A 16107-nucleotide genomic window follows, 5' to 3' on the forward strand; every position below is an offset into this window, starting at 1 on the left:
TTTCCTGGTAGTGGCAGGACCAGGCTGGGCGGGCCGGGCGGGCTCCTACGATGGACGCGTGAGCACGGCCGGCCCGCTGGGCGAATTCCTGCGCGCCCGGCGCGACCTGGTCGGTCCGTCCGACGTCGGGCTGCCGGCACACGGCCGGCGGCGGGTGCCCGGCCTTCGGCGCGAGGAGCTGGCCCTGCTGGCCGGCATCAGCGCCGACTACTACCTGCGGCTGGAGCAGGGCCGTGACCGGCACCCCTCGGCGCAGGTGCTCGACGCGCTGGCCCGGGCGCTGCTGCTCGACGCGGAGGCCGCGGCCCACCTGCGTCGCCTCGGCGGTCAGGCGCCCGCCGGCCGGCAGGTACGACGCGCGGAGCGGGTGCCGGTGGGCATCCGACAGTTGGTCGGTTCGTGGCCGCTGACACCCGCGTTCGTGCACGGGCGGCACCTGGACGTGCTCTTCGCCAATCCGATGGCGACCGCGCTGGCGCCGATCTACCGGGCCGGGGTGAACCTGCTGCGCGCGGTCTTCCTGGACCCGTGCGTGCCGGCGCTGTACCCGGCCTCCGAGGCGGTCGCGGCCACCGCGGTGGCCGGCCTGCGGGCCCAGGTCGGTGTCGAGGTGGACGATCCCCGGCTCACCGAACTGGTCGAGGAGTTGACCGCCGGCAGCGAGCGGTTCCGGCGATTGTGGGCCCGGCACGACGTCGCCGCCCGCGCGGGCGGCGGGCTACGGGTGTTCCGGCATCCGGTCGTGGGCGAGCTGGAGCTGCGCTACGAGAAGCTCACGATCAACGGAACGAGTCAGTCGCTGGTCGTCTACCACGCCGAGCCGGGCAGCCCGTCCGACCGCGCGCTCGCCCGGCTTGGTGCAGCCGTTTCAGCGCCAGAAACGAACAAAAACCACTAAAGTCCCTTATAAGCCTATGGGGTGGCCGCCCGCTCGGCGACCACCACCGAGATGCCGTCGAGGACGCGTTGCAGGCCGAACTCGAAGGCGTACTCCGGGCCGTACGCCCCGCCGTGCTGCTGGCCGGCGGCGGTGCCGACGCGGGACGCGGTCGGGTAGCTGTCGGCCGTCAGGAACGTCTCCAGCCAGGGCGCGTGCGACTGCCACCACTGGCCGTCGGTCATGCCGGTTTCCCGCTCCAGGTCGACCACCTCGGACGCGGCGCGCGCGGAACTCTTCACGTGCCCGAGGACGAGGGTGAGCACCGCGTCCATCTCGACGTCGGTGAGCCCGATGTCGGCGACCGCGCCGAGTTCGTGGTCGTACTTGGCGACCAGGTGCGGGCCGAGCACCGGGCGGGTCGTCTCGGCCCGCAGCATCCACCTGTGGCGCTGGTAGAGCGCCAGGTTGTCGCGGGCGATCCGCTCCAGCCGGGCCCGCCAGTCACCCTCGACGACGGAACGCGGCATCTCGCCGTACGCGGTGTCGATCATGACGTCGACGAGTTCGGCCTTGCCCGGCACGTACGTGTAGACGGACATGGTCCCGACACCCAGCGCCTCACCGACCCGACGCATCGTCAACGCGTCGAGACCCTCGGCGTCGGCGATGTCGATCGCGGCGCGGACGATCCGGTCGACGCTGAGCCCCTGCCCGGCGCTGCGGCTGGTCGGTTCCCGGGTGCGCCAGAGGATGGCCAGGCTGCGGGCCGGATCCGCGGTCGCCTTGCGCTCACTCGCCATGGTGCGGCCATCCTAACAACGCGGTCGTACGTCGTACGTCGGCCACCGGCCCGGCCTGGTCACACCTCCTCGCGGTCGTCGGACAGCGCCGGCCCGGCGGCGGCCGGCACGAGGTGGCGTACCTGCGTCTCGCCGTCGGTCAGCTCCCGCGCCCGCGCCTCCGCCTCGCGGTCCTCGCCCGTCAACCGGCCGCCGTGCTGGCGCAGGTGCTCGCCCCAGGACGGCACCAGGTACACCTCCACGAACCGGTCCGTCGTCTCGGCCGGCCGGAACAGCCCCCAGCGCATCGCGCCGGTGCGCTGCCGGGCGCCGCGCACCACGTCCATGGCCGCCAGGAACGGTCCCATCCGCTCCGGCCGGACCGTGTACTGCACCGTCACCAGCACCGGCCCCACACCCGGGTCCGGCTCGTGCGCCAGGTGCAGTTGCGGCCAGTAGGCCGACGGTTCCCGGTTCACGGTGCGCAGGTCCGGCAGCGGCCAGATCCGGCTCGTCACGGTCCCGACGAACATCAACGCCGCCGCCGCGAGGTAGGCGAGGACCAACCCGCCCATGTCGGCCACCAGACCCCACCCGAAGGCGCCGACGGCCTGCCCGCCGGCGAAACACACCTGGTAGACGGCCAGCCCCCGGGCCCGTACCCAGCTCGGCAGGAAGAGCTGCATCTCGGCGTTGACGTTGGCCAGCACCGTCACCCAGGCCATCCCGGCCGGCAGCAGGGCGAGCAGCACCAGCGGAACCACCCGTACGGTGCCCAGCACCGCCAGCGCGACGGTGAACAGCGCACCCGCGATGAGCAGGAGTTGGTTGGCCGACAGCCGGGTCCGGATCACGGCCAGCAGCACGCCACCCACGATGGCGCCCACCCCGAGGGCGGCCAGCAGCAGCCCGTATCCGCCGGAGCCCAGCCCGAGCCGCCGGGCCGCCACCAGCGGCAGCAGCGCCCACAGCGCGCTGGCCGGGATCACGAAGACCAACGCGCGGCGCAGCAGCCGGCGCACGATCGGTGAGTGGCGTACGTAGCGGCTGCCGGCGCGCAGCGCGGCGGTGAACCGCTCGGGCACCTCGACGGCGCGAGCGGTGCTCGGCCGCCAGCGCCACAGCGCCACTGCGAAGATGGCGAACGCGACCGCGTTGAGGCCGAAGACCGGTGCGACGCCGGTCCGGGCGATCAGCACGCCGGCGACCGCGGGACCCACCGCCCGCGCCGCGTTCACGCTTATCGAGCCGAGCGCCGACGCCGAGCGCAACTGCTCCTGCGGCACCAGCTCCGGAATCACCGCCGCCCAGGCCGGCAGGGTGAGCGCCTGCCCGACCCCGAACGCGAAGGTGAGGGTGAGCAGCAGGGCCGGCGGCATCCGGTCGGTAAGGGTGAGCAGGGTCAACGCCACCGCCACGGCGACCAGGAACACCTGCACGGCGATCAGCAGGTGTCGACGGTCGAAGCTGTCGGCAAGCACCCCGGCGGGCAGCGCCAGCAGCAGGACCGGCAACAGGCTGGCGGTCTGCACCAACGCGACGAGCGTGGAGGCGTTGGAGTGGTGGATCAGCAGCCACTGCGCGCCGACGGTCTGCATCCAGGTGCCGATGTTGGCGGCGAGCAGGGCCAGCCAGAGGTTGCGGTAGACGGCGCCGCGCAGGGGTGCCCACGCGGAGGCCGGACGGTCCCCCGGTCCGGCTGCCGCCGTCACCACCGCCCGTCCGCGCGCAGCACGCGCTCGCCGGAGACGTACAGGTCGTCGGGTTGCAGCAGCAGCAGCCGGACGACCTCGGCGGCGACCTGTTCGGGTAGGGCGTACACCTCGTCGAGGAACTCGGCGCCGACGCGTTCCTGCAGGCGGGTCGGCATCGGCCCCGGATGCAGCTGCATCACCTTGACCCGGTTGCTGTGCTGGGCCTGGGCCAGCGACTCGACGAGGCTGCTGCCGTAGCTCTTGGTCGCCCGGTAGATCGGGATGCCGGGCCGGGGGGCCGCCAGCGCCATCGCGCCGATGTACACCACGTTCCCGTAGCCCTGCCGGTGCAGGTGCTCCAGCACCTCCCGCAGCAGGTACGTCGTACCCAGGACGTTGATGTCCACGGCCCGCCGGATGTGCTCCACGGACAGGTCCCCGAGGTCGCCGCCCGCCCACATCGACGCGCATGCCGCCACTCCGTCGACGGTGCCGTAGCGCCCCACCACCTCGGCGAACGCGTCCCGGACCTGCTCGTAGGAGGCGACGTCGCAGACCGCCCCGCCGCACCCCAGTTCGTCGGTCGTCGCGGCGACCTCGGCGGGCTCGTTGCCGAACACCACGACCCGGTGCTCGTCGACAAGCAGTCGGGCCACCGCGAGACCCAGCCCGCTGGTACCGCCCACCACCACGAAGGTTCTGGCACCCATGTCTCTCCAGCCGCCGACACCACCAGCTCACACGGATCGCGTGACGGCGCGTTCTTCCCGTTTCCGGACCCCGCACACCCGTTCGGCCGGTAGTGCTGGGCATACCCCGGAAAGGGGATCTGGACGGCTGGGGCGGCTCCTGGCCGGCGATTAGCGTCTGCGGCATGACCTCGGAACACCCTTCGCACCTGGCCGCGTCGCTGCGTCGCCGCGGCTGGCTGATCTCCGCCTGGCCCTGGCGCGCGCTTGCCTACCTGGTCAGCACCGTGCCGATCGCCGGCGTGCTCGCCGTCGGGCTGCTCGTCATCGGCGCGCCCCTGCTGCCCGTCGTCAGCACGCTCCGGCGACAGGGCCGACCGCCGAGCATCGCGCTGATGCTGTTCCTGATCACCGGCAGCATCATCCTGGTGGTGTTGGCCCCGCTCCTGAGCTTCGTGGTGGGCGCCGTCGAGCGGTGGCGGGTCCGGCTCGTCGACGACCGTCAGCTGCCCTCGTCGCCGTGGCCGGGCCTGGCCGCCCGCTACCGCAGCGCCGCTACCTGGCGGGAGGTCGCGTACCTGTTCTGGCTGGGCGGTTTCGTGCCTGTCGCGTACTGGGTGTTCCTGGTGCTGGTGCTGCTCGACGTCGGGATGGTCACCAGCCCCTGGCTGGCCGGGAACAGCGAACCGGTAGTGATCTGGCGGCCGATCGAGAGCACCGGCGAAGCCGTCCCGTACGCGATCGTGGGGGTGCTGCTCCTCCCGGTGCTCTGCTACGGGGTGGGTCTGCTCGCCGCCGGGCAGGCCGCCGTGGCCCGGTGGGCGCTGACCTCACCTGTCGACGCGGCCGCGCTGCGCGAGGTCGCCCGCTCCCGCACCCGGCTCGTCGGCGCGTACGAGGCGGAACGGCGCCGCATCGAGCGGGACCTGCACGACGGCGCGCAGCCCCGGCTGACCAGCCTCACCCTCCAGCTCGGCCTGGCCCGGCTGGACGTGCCCGAGGACTCCCCCGCCGCCCGGCCCCTCGCCGTGGCACACGACCAGGCGCGCGGGCTGATGGTGATGTTGCGGCAGTTGGTGCACGGCATCCGGCCGCAGAGCCTCACCGACCTCGGTCTCGCCGGCGCGGTACGCGAGCTGGCCGACGCCGCTCCCATCGCGGTCACCGTGCACGCCGACATCGACGGGGAACTGCCGGAGATCGTCGAGACCACCGCGTACTTCGTGGTGTCCGAGGCGTTGAGCAACGTGGCCCGGCACTCCGGGGCGACACGCGCCGAGGTTCGCCTGTCCCGGGTCGGCGGCGACCTCGTGGTCGAGGTGTCCGACGACGGGCACGGCGGCGCGGACCCGGCCCGGGGCACCGGCCTGACCGGTCTCGCCGACCGGGTCGCCGCCGCCGACGGACGACTGCTGCTGTCCAGCCCGCCCGGCGGGCCTACCCTGGTCCGGGTGGAGCTGCCATGTCGCCGCTGACCCGGGTGGTGCTCGCCGAGGACGAGGTGCTGCTGCGCGAGGGCCTGGTCGCGCTGCTGACCCGCTTCGACTTCACCGTGTGCGCCGCCGTCGGCTCCGCGCCCGAACTGCTGGACGCGGCCCGCACCCACCAGCCCGATCTGGTGCTGACGGACATCCGGATGCCACCCGGTCGGCGCGACGACGGGCTGCGCGCGGCCGTCGCGCTGCGCACCGAGCGGCCCGACCTGCCGGTGGTGGTCCTCAGCCAGTTCGTGCAGACGGGGTACGCGGCGGCGCTGCTGGACAGCGGCGACGGCCAGCGGGTCGGCTACCTGCTCAAGGACCGGGTGGCCGAGGTGACCGAGTTCGTCGACACGCTGCGCCGGGTCACCGGCGGCGGCACGGCCATCGACCCGGACGTGGTGCGGCAACTGCTGCACCGCCCCCGCGACCCGCTCGCCGCGCTCTCCGCCCGGGAACGCGAGGTGCTGGCGCTGCTGGCCGAGGGCCGCTCGAACGCCTCGATCGCCGCCCGGCTGCACGTCACCGAGGCCGCCGTCGGCAAGCACGTCGGCAACATCCTGCTGAAGCTCGACCTGCCACCCAGCGACGACACCAACCGCCGGGTGCTCGCCGTACTCACCTATCTGCGCGCCGACCCGGTGGGCTGACCAGCGCCGGGCCCGGACCTGGCCCGGCGGCGCGCGGCGTAGATTCGAGCACCGGCACCGCCGCCGGTCCAGGGCGCGGGCCAGGAGATGGGAGTACGGCATGGCGGAGGCGCTGCGGGTTGGTCTGCTGGGGTACGGGCTGGCGGGTCGGGTGTTCCACGCGCCGCTGATCGCCGCGACACCCGGGCTGCGGCTGGACGCCATCGTGACCCGCGATCCGCAGCGGCGCGAGCAGGCGCACCAGCACTTCCCCGACGCCCGCCTGGTCGACGACGCCGACGAGCTGTGGCGTACCCCGGAAGCTCTGGACCTGGTGGTGGTCGCGACGCCGAACCGGCAGCACGTGCCGATGGCGCGGGCGGCCCTCGCGGCCGGCCTGCCGGTCGTCGTCGACAAGCCCCTGGCCCCCACCGCCGCCGACGCCCGGGCGCTGGTGGAGGAGGCCGACCGTCTCCGGGTGCCGCTGACGGTGTTCCAGAACCGCCGCTGGGACGGCGACTTCCTGACCGCCCGCGGGCTCGTGCAGCGGGGCGAGCTGGGTCGGGTGCTGCGCTTCGAGTCCCGGTTCGAGCGGTTCCGCCCGGCCATCAAGCCGGGCTGGCGGGAGCTGGCCGGGCCGGAGGAGGCCGGCGGGGCCCTGTTCGACCTGGGCGCGCACCTCATCGACCAGGCCGTGCAGCTTTTCGGCACCGTCGAGCGGGTCTACGCCGAGGTCGACCGCCGCCGCGCGGGCGCCGAGGTCGACGACGACGCGTTCGTGGCGTTGACCCACGCCAACGGCGTGCACTCGCACCTGTGGATGGGTGCGATCACCGCTCAGCTCGGGCCGCGGCTGCGGGTGCTGGGCGACCGGGCCGGCTACACCACCTACGGGCTGGACGTGCAGGAGGCCGCGCTGCACGACGGCGGCCGACCGGACCAGCCCGGCTGGGGCGAGGTGCCGCCGGAGCGGTACGGCCTGCTCGGCATCGACGGCGACCTGCGCCCGGTGCCGACCGTGCCCGGGTCGTACCAGAGCTTCTACGCCCAGGTGGCGGCGGCGCTGCGCGACGGCACGCCGATGCCGGTGGACCCGCGCGACTCGGCCGCCACTGTCGAGCTGATCGAGCTGGCGCACCGGTCGGCAGCCGAGGGTGTGGTGCTGCCGGTCCCGACCGCCTGACCCGGGGATGCGGGAGTTCCGGCGGCGTGGCCTGGCCTGCCCGTGAGGCCGCCCGCCCGGCCTGCCGCGCCTTGTGAGACACCCGCCGTCGGCTCGCGGTCCGCGACTCGTCTCGTGCGTTGACGACGAGGGCCGCGATCATCGATGCTCGTGCCCGGTGGTCACGGGGAGGCTTCATGGCACTGCTGGAGATCGTTGTCACGACTGTCGGCGGTGCGCTCTCGGCGACCGTCGGTGTTGTCGTCGGCGGGGTGCTCACCCGCCAGGCGCAGGACCGACACTGGTTACGGGACCGGCAACTGACGGCCTACCAGGACCTGCTGCGTGAGTACGCCACGTTCTCGATGATCTTGCGACGCGCCCACCTGGGGCGTACGGGTTGGGACTACGACTGGGGGGCGTGGAGCGCCGCGCTGATGTCGGCCAGCCTCGTCGCCCCGAACGCGGTCGCCATGGAGATCGACAGGTTCGGCGAAGCGGTACGGCGACTCCTGGACGTCACCGCGGGGGTGGACACGACCACCGCACCGCTGTCGCAGGACCAGTTCGAGGAAGCGATGGTGGCACCGGCCCGAGCGCAACTGGCCCTGGTCAATGCCATGCGCCGGTCCGTAGGGCGGAACCAGGGGCCACTGTCGACCTGGGTGGGTGGCGCAGGCGGCCGCCCACGGCATTGGCGGACCAAGCAGGTTTGACCTGCCCCAACCGTCACTGTCCTCGCCGGTGTCGTGATCGGCAGGACACGCCCGGGCCGTCGGGGTCCTCTGTGGTGCCGGAAAACCAGTGGAGCGGCGCCACTCAGCGCCGTTACCGTGCTGCCCAGCTTGTCGTCTAGGCGAGGACGTCCCGTTGTACACCCTGTGAGACCTCCCGAGCGCTGATCCGCGCGTCGCGCCTGTGCGCCGCGCTCCTTTTGCTGCGGACTTCTCACTGAAACCGGTGTACCTCTGTGCTCATCAACTGGGCCGTCGTGCCCACTCGCCTGCCCATAATCCGCCGCCGTTGCCATGTGTGCGCGTCCGCACACTTCCGGCCGAGCGGCAGATTCCGCGTCAACGCCAACCACAAGCTCATCGACATCTGGCTCCTCGCGCTCTGCACCGGGTGCGGGGACACGGTGAAGCTCGAGGTCCTGGAGCGGACGACAGTGCGCTCCATCCCAGCCGAGCTGCTCGACCGGTTGCACGACAACGACAGTCGCCTGATCGCCGAACTGCTCCAGGATCCGATCGTGCAGCGTCGCAATCGATTCGTCCTGGACTGGGACGACGCCTGGCGTCTCGACACCTTCGGATCGGAGCACCTGGACCGCGACATCGTCGAGGTCACGGTCCGCTTCGCGGCGCGCATCCCCGTCCGGCCCGCGCGACTGATCGCCGCGGGTTTCGGCCTGTCACGGGCCGAGGTCGACAGGATGAATGAGGAGGGGAAGCTCGTGTCGACAGTGCGCCTGAGCGGCAAGCTGTCCGGCGACTTCACCTTCACGCTCAAGCGCTGAGCCTCCTCGGAATCACGGGCCTGTCCGGCGTTGTCTCGCCGGGCAGGCCCATCGGCGCGTCCTGCCGATCTTGGTAGCCGAACGGCCCGGCCGTAAGGTGCTCGTCATGATCGAGGAGGCGGCATGCCGTTGACGAATCCGTGGCTGGCCGGGCCCACGCCGGCTGGACGCCTCGATCGCGAACGGCTCGAAGAGCGCATTCTCCACCTGCTGTCCTCGCAGAACATGTGCGTGCTGGCGACCACGGGCCCGGACGGGCCGATCGCCACCCCGGTGCGGTACTACTCGCTCGACTTCACGGTGCTGTTCACGGCCGCGCCCCGTTCGCCGAAGATGCGCAACATCGCTGCCGATCCACGCGTGTCCGTCGGGATCTTCGCACCGTTGGTCGGGCTGGCCAGCAGCCGCGGGGCTCAGGTGTTCGGCGCCGCCCGGGTGCTCGATCCGGGGCATCCGGACCGCGCGCACTACTGGGAGGCGTTCCGATGGGAGAACGAGCACGCCGAGCGGGGGCGACCGCTGTCCGAGCCACCCGAGGACACCCTGGTGGTCGTTGAGGCCGAGCGGATCGTCTACACGGAGCACTGGCTGCGACGTGAGGGGTTGGCACCCCGCCAGTTCTGGCGTCGCTGAGGATGCCTGATTCGGCCGTTACGCAAGCCGGCCGATTGCGGCGATCAGGAAGAGGCGGGCATGACAGAGGGATGGGCGCAGCGATTCACTGTCGACAGGACCTGCCTGGGGCGTGCCTCAGGCAGCGACCTGCGCCGAACTGAGGAACCAGGAGCCCGACTCGACATCGATGGGCTCACCAACCCACGGCTGCACGATGGCGGCGAGCTGCGCTGTCATGGACCACGTGTCCACGACCCACCCGTCGGGCGTCATCGCGACATGCGCGCGCAGGCGCTCGATGACATCTGACGGCAGATCCCATGAGCGTTCGAGGACGTCGTCTGCGCCGAACTTCTCCACCACGTTGACCACCACCACGGCGAGACTCTAGCCAACACACCCCGCCGCGCCATTCCAGGATCGACAGGACAAGCCCTAGTCGGTGTCCTGCTCGGAAGGGGCGTCGTCCGGCGTACGGGCGTCGTCGTCGGTCAGGGCGTCGTCCGACGAGGCGGCGAGGTCGGCGAGCCGGCGTTCGGCCTCCCGGACTTCCTCGGCGAGCCTGGGGTTCTCCTCGTCGGGAGCCTGCGACATGGGCGACCTCCATCGGGGCGCGGACCACCCCCGCGTACCCAACCTGCCGTGGGGAACACGGGGATGCGCGGACCAGCCCTTGATCAGGTGATGAGAAACAGGTCCAGGAGTCCTCTCCGACCTACTTTTCATCACATGATCAGGCCGACCCCAACTCCTCGGCAACCCACAGGCCGCGGCCCTGCAGACCCACTACCAGGCCACGGGTCTGCAGAACGATCACCGCCCTCTGCACCGTGGTCACGCTGACGTCGTAGATGTCGGCGAGTTCGTTGTAGGTCGGCAGGCGCTCACCCGGTGCATACTCGCCGCTCGCGATCCGCGCGGCGACGTCCTCGGCCACCTCGCGGTAGCCGCCGGTAGGTATGGGCATGTGAAGGTTCCTTCGTTCGGCACCTTCCATCGGACCACGCCGGCAACACCCCTTCAAGACCAACATTGCCTTAGGTACTAAAGGTCTCTAAGGTCGATAGAGGTGACCGGCTCCTCGTTCGGCAAACGGTGGACCACACCCCGAAACCCGCCCAGAGGGCACGGCGGTCGCCGCCAGCCCTCTGGGCGGGGCTAACCATGAACCCCCGAAAGGTGCCGGTCATGCCGATCGACGAGCCCGTGTCCAGGGCAACGGAGTTGTTCACCGCCAAACGGATACTCGACGCTCACTGGAGTCGGGCACCCGATTCGCCATGGCGGGCAGCTGGCTGCCTGGAATGCAGAGGCCACAACAACACCTGCGCCCAGCTTGACTGGGCCTTGGCGTTCGCGGCTGACGTCGCCTCGGTCATGCTGCAGAAGCGGTGACCTACGAGCGAGCTGTCGCCAGGCGTCGGGGGACGTGCCGCGTGGCGGAAGATGAACACCGGGCGGGCCGGGGCGCACCGGGCGGGGAGCCCAGGAGCGTTGCCGGCCCGGCCCGGTGCCGGATCAGCGCTGCTTCAGCTCGCGCCAGGATGGGTGGGTGCCGCGCCAGGCGTCGGCGAGGATGGCCGCCGAGGCCCGGCTTGGGCACTGCTGCACCCGCTCACGACCCGACGCCCCACCGATCTGGGCGCGGACCTCCCAACCCTGCCCGTCAGTACGGATGTACACGTCCCGGCGCCCGCGCGGGGTCGTGTCACCGTTCCACCAGTGTTCCTCCACCTTCATTCGCCGACCGTAACGCAATTTTCGTGCTGGGGGTACGGCGCAGGTGAGCATGAACCGCCGTGATAGCCACAATTCCGACACAGTTCCACCTGTGCGGGCGACGGGGAGGAACCGCATCGGCGATTCCTCCCCGTCCTGAGCGATGAATCAGGTGGCCGTCACATACCGCTGAGCACGCCGGCCAGGGTGTTGGCCAGCTTGTCCTGCCCGGAGGGGCTGGGGTGCGGCGACCCTCCCTCCGCGGTGACCTGAATGTCACCCGGAGTGAACGGTGGAGGGAACGCCACCCGCACGGCGGGGTCGAACGGGACTCCGAGCTGGATGGCCCAGTTGAGATCGTTGATCACACCCCGCACGGTGCCCACCCAGAGCGGGTCGATGAGCGGTTGCAGCGTCGACACCGGCGCCGCGGGCACGTAGGACTGCAGGCCGGTCGGCAGCAGCGACTTGAGCTTGACCCAGCCGTACTGGCCGACGTCGAGGTTCGCCGGGGTGATGTCGTAGTACAGCATCCACACGACCTTGTCCGCACCGGCGGCCAGCAACGAGTTGACGATGGTGGTGGCATCCGCGGTGATGCCCGCGTACTGGGCCGGACCGGTGTAGCGCGGCACCCCGATGTTGATGTAGTAGTCCTCGCCGACCGGCAGATCCAGCCAGAAGTTGCAACCGCCGCCGTTGGTGACGATGCCGGCCTTGCCGCCCACGGCAGCCCACTCGAAGCGGAACACGCCGTACGGGTCCAGGGCCTCCGCCGCGAACTCGAGCCCGCGACACATGCTCAGCCGGGTCAGGACGGTGTTCCAGTTGGTGTTGTTCACCCCGCCGGTGGTGGCGTGGTACGCGTGGTGCCCGTCCGCCTTGGCCTTGGCGATCCGAGCGGTGGCGAGGCCGAGCGGGCTGGCCACCCGACCCCAGCCGTTGCCGCACGCGTCGGGGCCGGCGCGACCGACGATGATGTCGCCGGTGCCGTACCCGGTGCGCGCGTAGTTGTCGTAGTCGACGATGCTGCCGTCCATGTCGAAGTAGCGCCGGCCGTAGCTGTAAACGCCGTTGTTACCCGGCATGCCACGGTTGTCGGACGAGGTCATCGGGCAACCGGGGCCCACGCCGAAGCCGAACTGGTGGTGCGACGAGCTGATCGAGTCCCCGGTCAGGGTCAGGACCGTGTCGTCGGAGACGGTCTGCACCTCACGGCAGCGGATGCGGTCCTTGTTCGCGTCCACCAGGGTGGGGTTGCCGCTCACGTTCGGACAGCCGGTCGGCGGCGGGGGTGGCGGCGAACCTGGTCCGCCGGTGGGGCCGGTGGGTGGGTCGGTCGGGTTGGTCGGGTTGCTGGGTGACGACGAGCCGCTGGGCGAGGCACTGCCCGAGGGGGACGAGCTGCCCGACGGCGACGCGCTCCCCGAGGGAGACGAGCTCCCGGAGGGCGACGCGCTGCCCGACGGCGAGGAACTACCCGAGGGCGACGCGCTGCCCGACGGCGAGGAACTACCCGACGGGGACGCGCTGCCCGACGGCGAGGAACTACCCGACGGCGACGCGCTGCCCGAGGGGGACGAGCTACCCGAGGGCGACGCACTGCCCGACGGCGAGGAACTGCCGGACGGAGACGCGCTGCCCGACGGCGACGCACTGCCCGACGGGCAGGCCGATCCGGTGGGCGACGGCGTCGAGCTGGCCGACCTGCTGGGTGATGTCGTCGAGGTGGGTGCGGTCGCGGTCGCGGCGGGCGCCCGCTGCGCGACCGGCTGCGCCGTCACCGGCGGCCGGGTCTGCCGCGTCGGTGTCGCCGACGTCGAGGCCGACGGCGAACCCGTCGGGCAGTCGGCGGCGGCCGCCGCGTTCTGGGTACGGATCTGGGCGAGCCGCGCCTCGACCTCCACCGGAAGTTTGCCGCCCGGCTTGACGCACGGATCGAGCAGCCAGGTCGTGCCCTCCAGCTCACGGGTGCAGGGCGGCGCGTCGTACGACACCGCCGCAGGTATGGCGCTCACCGGGGTGGTCGAGGCGCCGCCGGCCGCCGGGGCGACAACCGCGGTGACCGTGGCCACCGCGACCGCCATCCCGGCGGCGAACAGAAAATTGTGGACGTGGAACGACCTGGTGGGTCGCCGTCCTGGCGGTCCGCTTGGATCCAGTTGGCTCATGCCGTCCTCCAGGGACTGAGTGCACCGGTAGGTGTGTTACCGCACGGTAGGGAGGCGTGCGGTAACCCGGTAGATCAGTCGCCCTTACCTACTGTCGAGGCTGGATCGCTCGCGGTGACCTGTTCCCCGTACGTCCGGCCGTTCCTGGCCGAGCACCACGGCGAGTTCGCGGCGGTTGCGGACGCCAAGCTTGGTGAAGACGCGGGCCAGGTTGTTGTTGACGGTGTTGACGGACAGTCCCAACCGATCGGCGATGTTGCGGCTGGACAGGGCCACCGCGAGCAGCGCGACGTCCCGTTCGCGGCGGGTAAGCGTCGCCTGCTCCGCGCCTTCCGCGATCGCGGCCAGCAGTGGTGTGCGTACCCCCTGGCAGGCCCGGGCCAGCGTCGCGGCCCGCTGCGCCACCGCCAGGCGGGGTCGACCACGGCGGGCGTACGCCCGGGCGGCGGCGCCCAGGGCCTCGGCGGCGAGCAGGGTGTGGCCGCGGGCGACGAGATCGTCCACGACCGCCTCCAGGGTCGGCCCGTCGTCGCGGACCAGCCCGTCGGCCGCGTGGGCGAGAGTCGACGCCAACCCGCCGAGCAGGTCGGCGAGGGCGCTCAGCCGGTCCCGCACCGGCTCCGGAGCGCCCAGCCGCGCGCACTCGTAGAGCGCCACCGCCTCGATGGTGGGCTGCTCGCTGCCCCGGGCCAGGTCGGCGGCGTGGCGGGCGGTGCGGATCGCCGCGGTGAGGTCCCCCTCTGCCACCTGCACCCAGGCGCGGTTCAGCTCCACCCACGGGTGGAAGATCCGGTTCGCGGTCCGCTCCCGGGCGTCCGCCGCAGCCAGCCAGCGGCGGGCGCCGGGCACGTCACCGGCCAGGGCGCGGACGCCGGCCAGTTCGGCCCAGTACGTCCGCACCAGGTGGTACTGGTCGTTCTCCTCCACCAGTGCGACGGCCTCGCGCAGGTCGGCCTCGGCGCCGTCGAGCCGCCCCTGCGACTTGGCGATGATCCCCCGGAACCCTGCCCACACGGCGACCATCCCCCGTGCGTCGCTTGCCACCGCCGCGCGGTAACCCTCGTCGGCCAGCTCGACGGCCCCGGCCAGCTCGCCGGCCGCGTACCGGGCGTAGCAGAGCCCCAACCCGACCTGCGCCTCGTTCCACGGCAGGTGCTCCGGCTCGGCGGCGAGCACCGTCCGGCCCCGCTGGGCCAGCTCCGCGGCGAGGTCGAGCCGGCCGAGCATCCCGGCGGCCGAGGCGGCGCCCATGGTCGCCCAACTGGCCGCGCGTACGCCGGTGTCGGTCCGGGCCAGCACGGCCTGGCCCACCGTCAGCGCCGCCTCGCACCGGCCGTCGTAGAACAGCACCCACGACCGGGTGGCCTCGGCCAGGTCGTGACCGGGCGAGCCGGCCGGCACCATCCGCAACGTCTCGTGCGCCTCGTCGATCCGGTCCAGACCCCAGTAGAGCAGCCCGGCCCGGGTGATCGCCCACATGGCGAGGCGTTTGCTGCCCGGCGGTGGCGCCGGTGGAAGCATGTCGAACGCCTCCTGGCTGCGTGCCTGGTACTGCAGCACCCGGGCCAACAGCCACTGCGCCTCCCAGCCCTGCCCGGCGTCGTACGCCGTGCGGGCCAACCGCTCGGCCAGGTCGATGTCGAACCGGTCGATGGCCTGCCGCGCGGCGGCCAGCGCGATGCCGGGATGCCGGATGCTGCCCGAGCGCAGTTGCCACACGCCGGCGACAAGCGCGTCGTCGCGACGGCGCAGCGGCATGCTCGCCAGGACGTCCGCGAGCTGCCCGAACACGGTGCGGGACCGGCTGGCGGGCATGCTGGCGCGCAGCGCCTCGCCGTAGAGCGGATGGGCCATGCGCAGCGCCATCCGCGCGCCGGAGCGCTCCGCGACCACCATGCCGCTGCGCTCGGCGGCCTCGATGGCGGCCGGGTCGACGAACCGTTCCAGCAGGGCGAGGGAGAGCGGCTCACCGCACGCGACCACCTCCAGGACCTGGCGGGCGGCCGGTTCCAGGGCGCGCTGCCGGGCACTGACCAGCTCGGCCAGCCGAGGGCTGCCCGACGCGGTGCCCCGCCAGCGCCAGACGCCCCGCGACTCCCGCAGCCCGCCGGTGTCCAGCGCGTCGGCAAGCAGTTCCCGCAGCAGCAGCGGGTTGCCGTCGGCGAGCTGGCGCAGCCGACGGCGGCTGAGGGCGTCGAGCGGGCCGGGCGCGGCCTCGTCGAGCAGGTGGTCCACGGCGGTGGTGGGCAGGGGACGCACCTCCAGTCGCCGGCCGGAGCCGGTCCACAGCGAGGTGAGCGCGTCGGAGAGTGGTTCGCCCGCGCGGACCGTCGCGACCGCCACCGCCAGGCCGTGCACGGCGAGCTGGTGCAGCAGCCCGGCCGACGGCTCGTCGAGCAGGTGCGCGTCGTCGATGCCGATCATGACCGGGCCGCCCGCGCTGCGGCGGGCGAAGTCGCGCTCCACCGTGACAACCAGGCTCACCGGGTCGGCGCGCGGTCGACTGGGCGCGGGGATGAGGTGGGAGACCGCGCCGAACGGGATGGAGCGGGCCGCGCCGGTGGCGGAGACCCAGTGACACTCCACGCCGTCCTCGGCGGCCCGCGCCAGCGCCTCGCGCAGCAGCCGCGTCTTGCCCACCCCGGCGTCGCCGACCAGCACCAGGCCGGGCGCCCGCGCCGACACGACGTCCTCGATGGTCTTCAGCTCGTCGTCGCGGCCGACGAGTGTCCATTCGCCACGTCCCGACATGCCGACCCTCACCTCGCCCTC

18 protein-coding genes are annotated in these 16107 nt (G+C 72.3%); 9 read left to right on the forward strand and 9 right to left on the reverse strand.

Annotated elements, in window-relative coordinates; all coding sequences use genetic code 11:
* Window positions 1-58 precede the first annotated feature (58 nt).
* Entirely contained in the window at window positions 59-898 is an 840-nt protein-coding gene (locus ACLQ26_RS06175) for a helix-turn-helix domain-containing protein (RefSeq protein WP_425743497.1), read from the forward strand.
* A 14-nt stretch (window positions 899-912) separates the two neighbouring features.
* Here the strand turns inward: ACLQ26_RS06175 and ACLQ26_RS06180 are convergent, their stop codons facing one another.
* Genes ACLQ26_RS06180 through ACLQ26_RS06190 form a run of 3 tightly spaced genes read right to left on the reverse strand, consistent with a single transcriptional unit; the run spans window position 913 to window position 4063 of the window.
* A complete protein-coding gene (locus ACLQ26_RS06180; protein WP_425743498.1) occupies window positions 913-1680 on the reverse strand; it encodes a TetR/AcrR family transcriptional regulator in 768 nt (255 codons plus the stop codon).
* A gap of 59 nt (window positions 1681-1739) precedes the next feature.
* Window positions 1740-3374: an MFS transporter gene (locus tag ACLQ26_RS06185; protein ID WP_425743499.1), complete on the reverse strand. Its 1635-nt coding sequence runs from the start codon at window positions 3372-3374 to the stop codon at window positions 1740-1742.
* The gene (locus ACLQ26_RS06190) at window positions 3368-4063 is read right to left on the reverse strand and encodes an SDR family NAD(P)-dependent oxidoreductase (protein ID WP_425743500.1); all 696 of its coding nucleotides are present in this window, start codon (window positions 4061-4063) and stop codon (window positions 3368-3370) included. Before ACLQ26_RS06190 ends, ACLQ26_RS06185 begins: the two co-directional genes overlap by 7 nt.
* A gap of 164 nt (window positions 4064-4227) precedes the next feature.
* On the opposite strand from ACLQ26_RS06190, the gene ACLQ26_RS06195 reads away from it, so the two are divergent.
* The 6 genes from ACLQ26_RS06195 (at window position 4228) to ACLQ26_RS06220 (ending at window position 9463) form a co-directional block, all read left to right on the forward strand.
* Entirely contained in the window at window positions 4228-5517 is a 1290-nt protein-coding gene (locus ACLQ26_RS06195; RefSeq protein ID WP_425743501.1) for a sensor domain-containing protein, read from the forward strand.
* Window positions 5505-6170 (forward strand): response regulator transcription factor, encoded by a 666-nt coding sequence (locus tag ACLQ26_RS06200; protein ID WP_425743502.1) that lies wholly within the window; start codon window positions 5505-5507, stop codon window positions 6168-6170. The genes ACLQ26_RS06195 and ACLQ26_RS06200 overlap by 13 nt, the downstream gene beginning before the upstream one ends.
* Before the next feature lie 100 nt (window positions 6171-6270).
* Window positions 6271-7332, forward strand: coding sequence for a Gfo/Idh/MocA family oxidoreductase (locus ACLQ26_RS06205; RefSeq protein ID WP_425743503.1), 1062 nt, complete (start codon window positions 6271-6273; stop codon window positions 7330-7332).
* A 176-nt stretch (window positions 7333-7508) separates the two neighbouring features.
* Window positions 7509-8027, forward strand: coding sequence for a hypothetical protein (locus ACLQ26_RS06210; RefSeq protein WP_425743504.1), 519 nt, complete (start codon window positions 7509-7511; stop codon window positions 8025-8027).
* A gap of 314 nt (window positions 8028-8341) precedes the next feature.
* Entirely contained in the window at window positions 8342-8830 is a 489-nt protein-coding gene (locus ACLQ26_RS06215) for a DUF1062 domain-containing protein (protein WP_425743505.1), read from the forward strand.
* Window positions 8831-8953: 123 nt separating this feature from the next.
* Window positions 8954-9463 carry a pyridoxamine 5'-phosphate oxidase family protein gene (locus ACLQ26_RS06220; protein WP_425743506.1) on the forward strand — a complete coding sequence of 170 codons (510 nt, stop codon included), beginning with the start codon at window positions 8954-8956 and terminating at the stop codon, window positions 9461-9463.
* Window positions 9464-9580: 117 nt separating this feature from the next.
* Here the strand turns inward: ACLQ26_RS06220 and ACLQ26_RS06225 are convergent, their stop codons facing one another.
* From ACLQ26_RS06225 to ACLQ26_RS06235, 3 genes are all read right to left on the reverse strand, one after another.
* Window positions 9581-9823, reverse strand: a complete 243-nt coding sequence (locus tag ACLQ26_RS06225; RefSeq protein ID WP_425743507.1) for a hypothetical protein — start codon at window positions 9821-9823, stop codon at window positions 9581-9583.
* Window positions 9824-9880: 57 nt separating this feature from the next.
* The gene (locus ACLQ26_RS06230) at window positions 9881-10039 is read right to left on the reverse strand and encodes a hypothetical protein (RefSeq protein WP_425743508.1); all 159 of its coding nucleotides are present in this window, start codon (window positions 10037-10039) and stop codon (window positions 9881-9883) included.
* Between the two features lie 139 nt (window positions 10040-10178).
* Window positions 10179-10412 (reverse strand): winged helix-turn-helix domain-containing protein, encoded by a 234-nt coding sequence (locus ACLQ26_RS06235; protein WP_425743509.1) that lies wholly within the window; start codon window positions 10410-10412, stop codon window positions 10179-10181.
* Between the two features lie 221 nt (window positions 10413-10633).
* Here ACLQ26_RS06235 and ACLQ26_RS06240 point away from each other — a divergent pair, with 221 nt between their 5' ends.
* Complete coding sequence (locus ACLQ26_RS06240) at window positions 10634-10840, forward strand: hypothetical protein (RefSeq protein WP_425743510.1); 207 nt, start codon at window positions 10634-10636, stop codon at window positions 10838-10840.
* A 123-nt stretch (window positions 10841-10963) separates the two neighbouring features.
* Here ACLQ26_RS06240 and ACLQ26_RS06245 read toward each other — a convergent pair whose 3' ends face one another.
* Entirely contained in the window at window positions 10964-11185 is a 222-nt protein-coding gene (locus tag ACLQ26_RS06245) for a hypothetical protein (RefSeq protein WP_030335934.1), read from the reverse strand.
* 158 nt (window positions 11186-11343) lie between these two features.
* Complete coding sequence (locus ACLQ26_RS06250; RefSeq protein WP_425743511.1) at window positions 11344-12432, reverse strand: hypothetical protein; 1089 nt, start codon at window positions 12430-12432, stop codon at window positions 11344-11346.
* Window positions 12433-12490: 58 nt separating this feature from the next.
* Here ACLQ26_RS06250 and ACLQ26_RS06255 point away from each other — a divergent pair, with 58 nt between their 5' ends.
* A complete protein-coding gene (locus ACLQ26_RS06255; protein WP_425743512.1) occupies window positions 12491-13354 on the forward strand; it encodes a hypothetical protein in 864 nt (287 codons plus the stop codon).
* 65 nt (window positions 13355-13419) lie between these two features.
* Here the strand turns inward: ACLQ26_RS06255 and ACLQ26_RS06260 are convergent, their stop codons facing one another.
* Window positions 13420-16086 (reverse strand): AAA family ATPase, encoded by a 2667-nt coding sequence (locus ACLQ26_RS06260; RefSeq protein ID WP_425743513.1) that lies wholly within the window; start codon window positions 16084-16086, stop codon window positions 13420-13422.
* Window positions 16087-16107: the final 21 nt, after the last annotated feature.

It is taken from the genome of Micromonospora sp. DT43 (assembly GCF_049841645.1).
GTDB lineage: Bacteria > Actinomycetota > Actinomycetes > Mycobacteriales > Micromonosporaceae > Micromonospora.

Coding starts and splice junctions, on each gene's coding strand:
- ACLQ26_RS06180 (WP_425743498.1), bottom strand. CDS start 1,680: ATGGCGAGTGAGCGCAAGGCGACCGCGGATCCGGCCCGCAGCCTGGCC.
- ACLQ26_RS06190 (WP_425743500.1), bottom strand. CDS start 4,063: ATGGGTGCCAGAACCTTCGTGGTGGTGGGCGGTACCAGCGGGCTGGGT.
- ACLQ26_RS06195 (WP_425743501.1), top strand. CDS start 4,228: ATGACCTCGGAACACCCTTCGCACCTGGCCGCGTCGCTGCGTCGCCGC.
- ACLQ26_RS06200 (WP_425743502.1), top strand. CDS start 5,505: ATGTCGCCGCTGACCCGGGTGGTGCTCGCCGAGGACGAGGTGCTGCTG.
- ACLQ26_RS06205 (WP_425743503.1), top strand. CDS start 6,271: ATGGCGGAGGCGCTGCGGGTTGGTCTGCTGGGGTACGGGCTGGCGGGT.
- ACLQ26_RS06210 (WP_425743504.1), top strand. CDS start 7,509: ATGGCACTGCTGGAGATCGTTGTCACGACTGTCGGCGGTGCGCTCTCG.
- ACLQ26_RS06220 (WP_425743506.1), top strand. CDS start 8,954: ATGCCGTTGACGAATCCGTGGCTGGCCGGGCCCACGCCGGCTGGACGC.
- ACLQ26_RS06230 (WP_425743508.1), bottom strand. CDS start 10,039: ATGTCGCAGGCTCCCGACGAGGAGAACCCCAGGCTCGCCGAGGAAGTC.
- ACLQ26_RS06235 (WP_425743509.1), bottom strand. CDS start 10,412: ATGCCCATACCTACCGGCGGCTACCGCGAGGTGGCCGAGGACGTCGCC.
- ACLQ26_RS06240 (WP_425743510.1), top strand. CDS start 10,634: ATGCCGATCGACGAGCCCGTGTCCAGGGCAACGGAGTTGTTCACCGCC.
- ACLQ26_RS06245 (WP_030335934.1), bottom strand. CDS start 11,185: ATGAAGGTGGAGGAACACTGGTGGAACGGTGACACGACCCCGCGCGGG.
- ACLQ26_RS06260 (WP_425743513.1), bottom strand. CDS start 16,086: ATGTCGGGACGTGGCGAATGGACACTCGTCGGCCGCGACGACGAGCTG.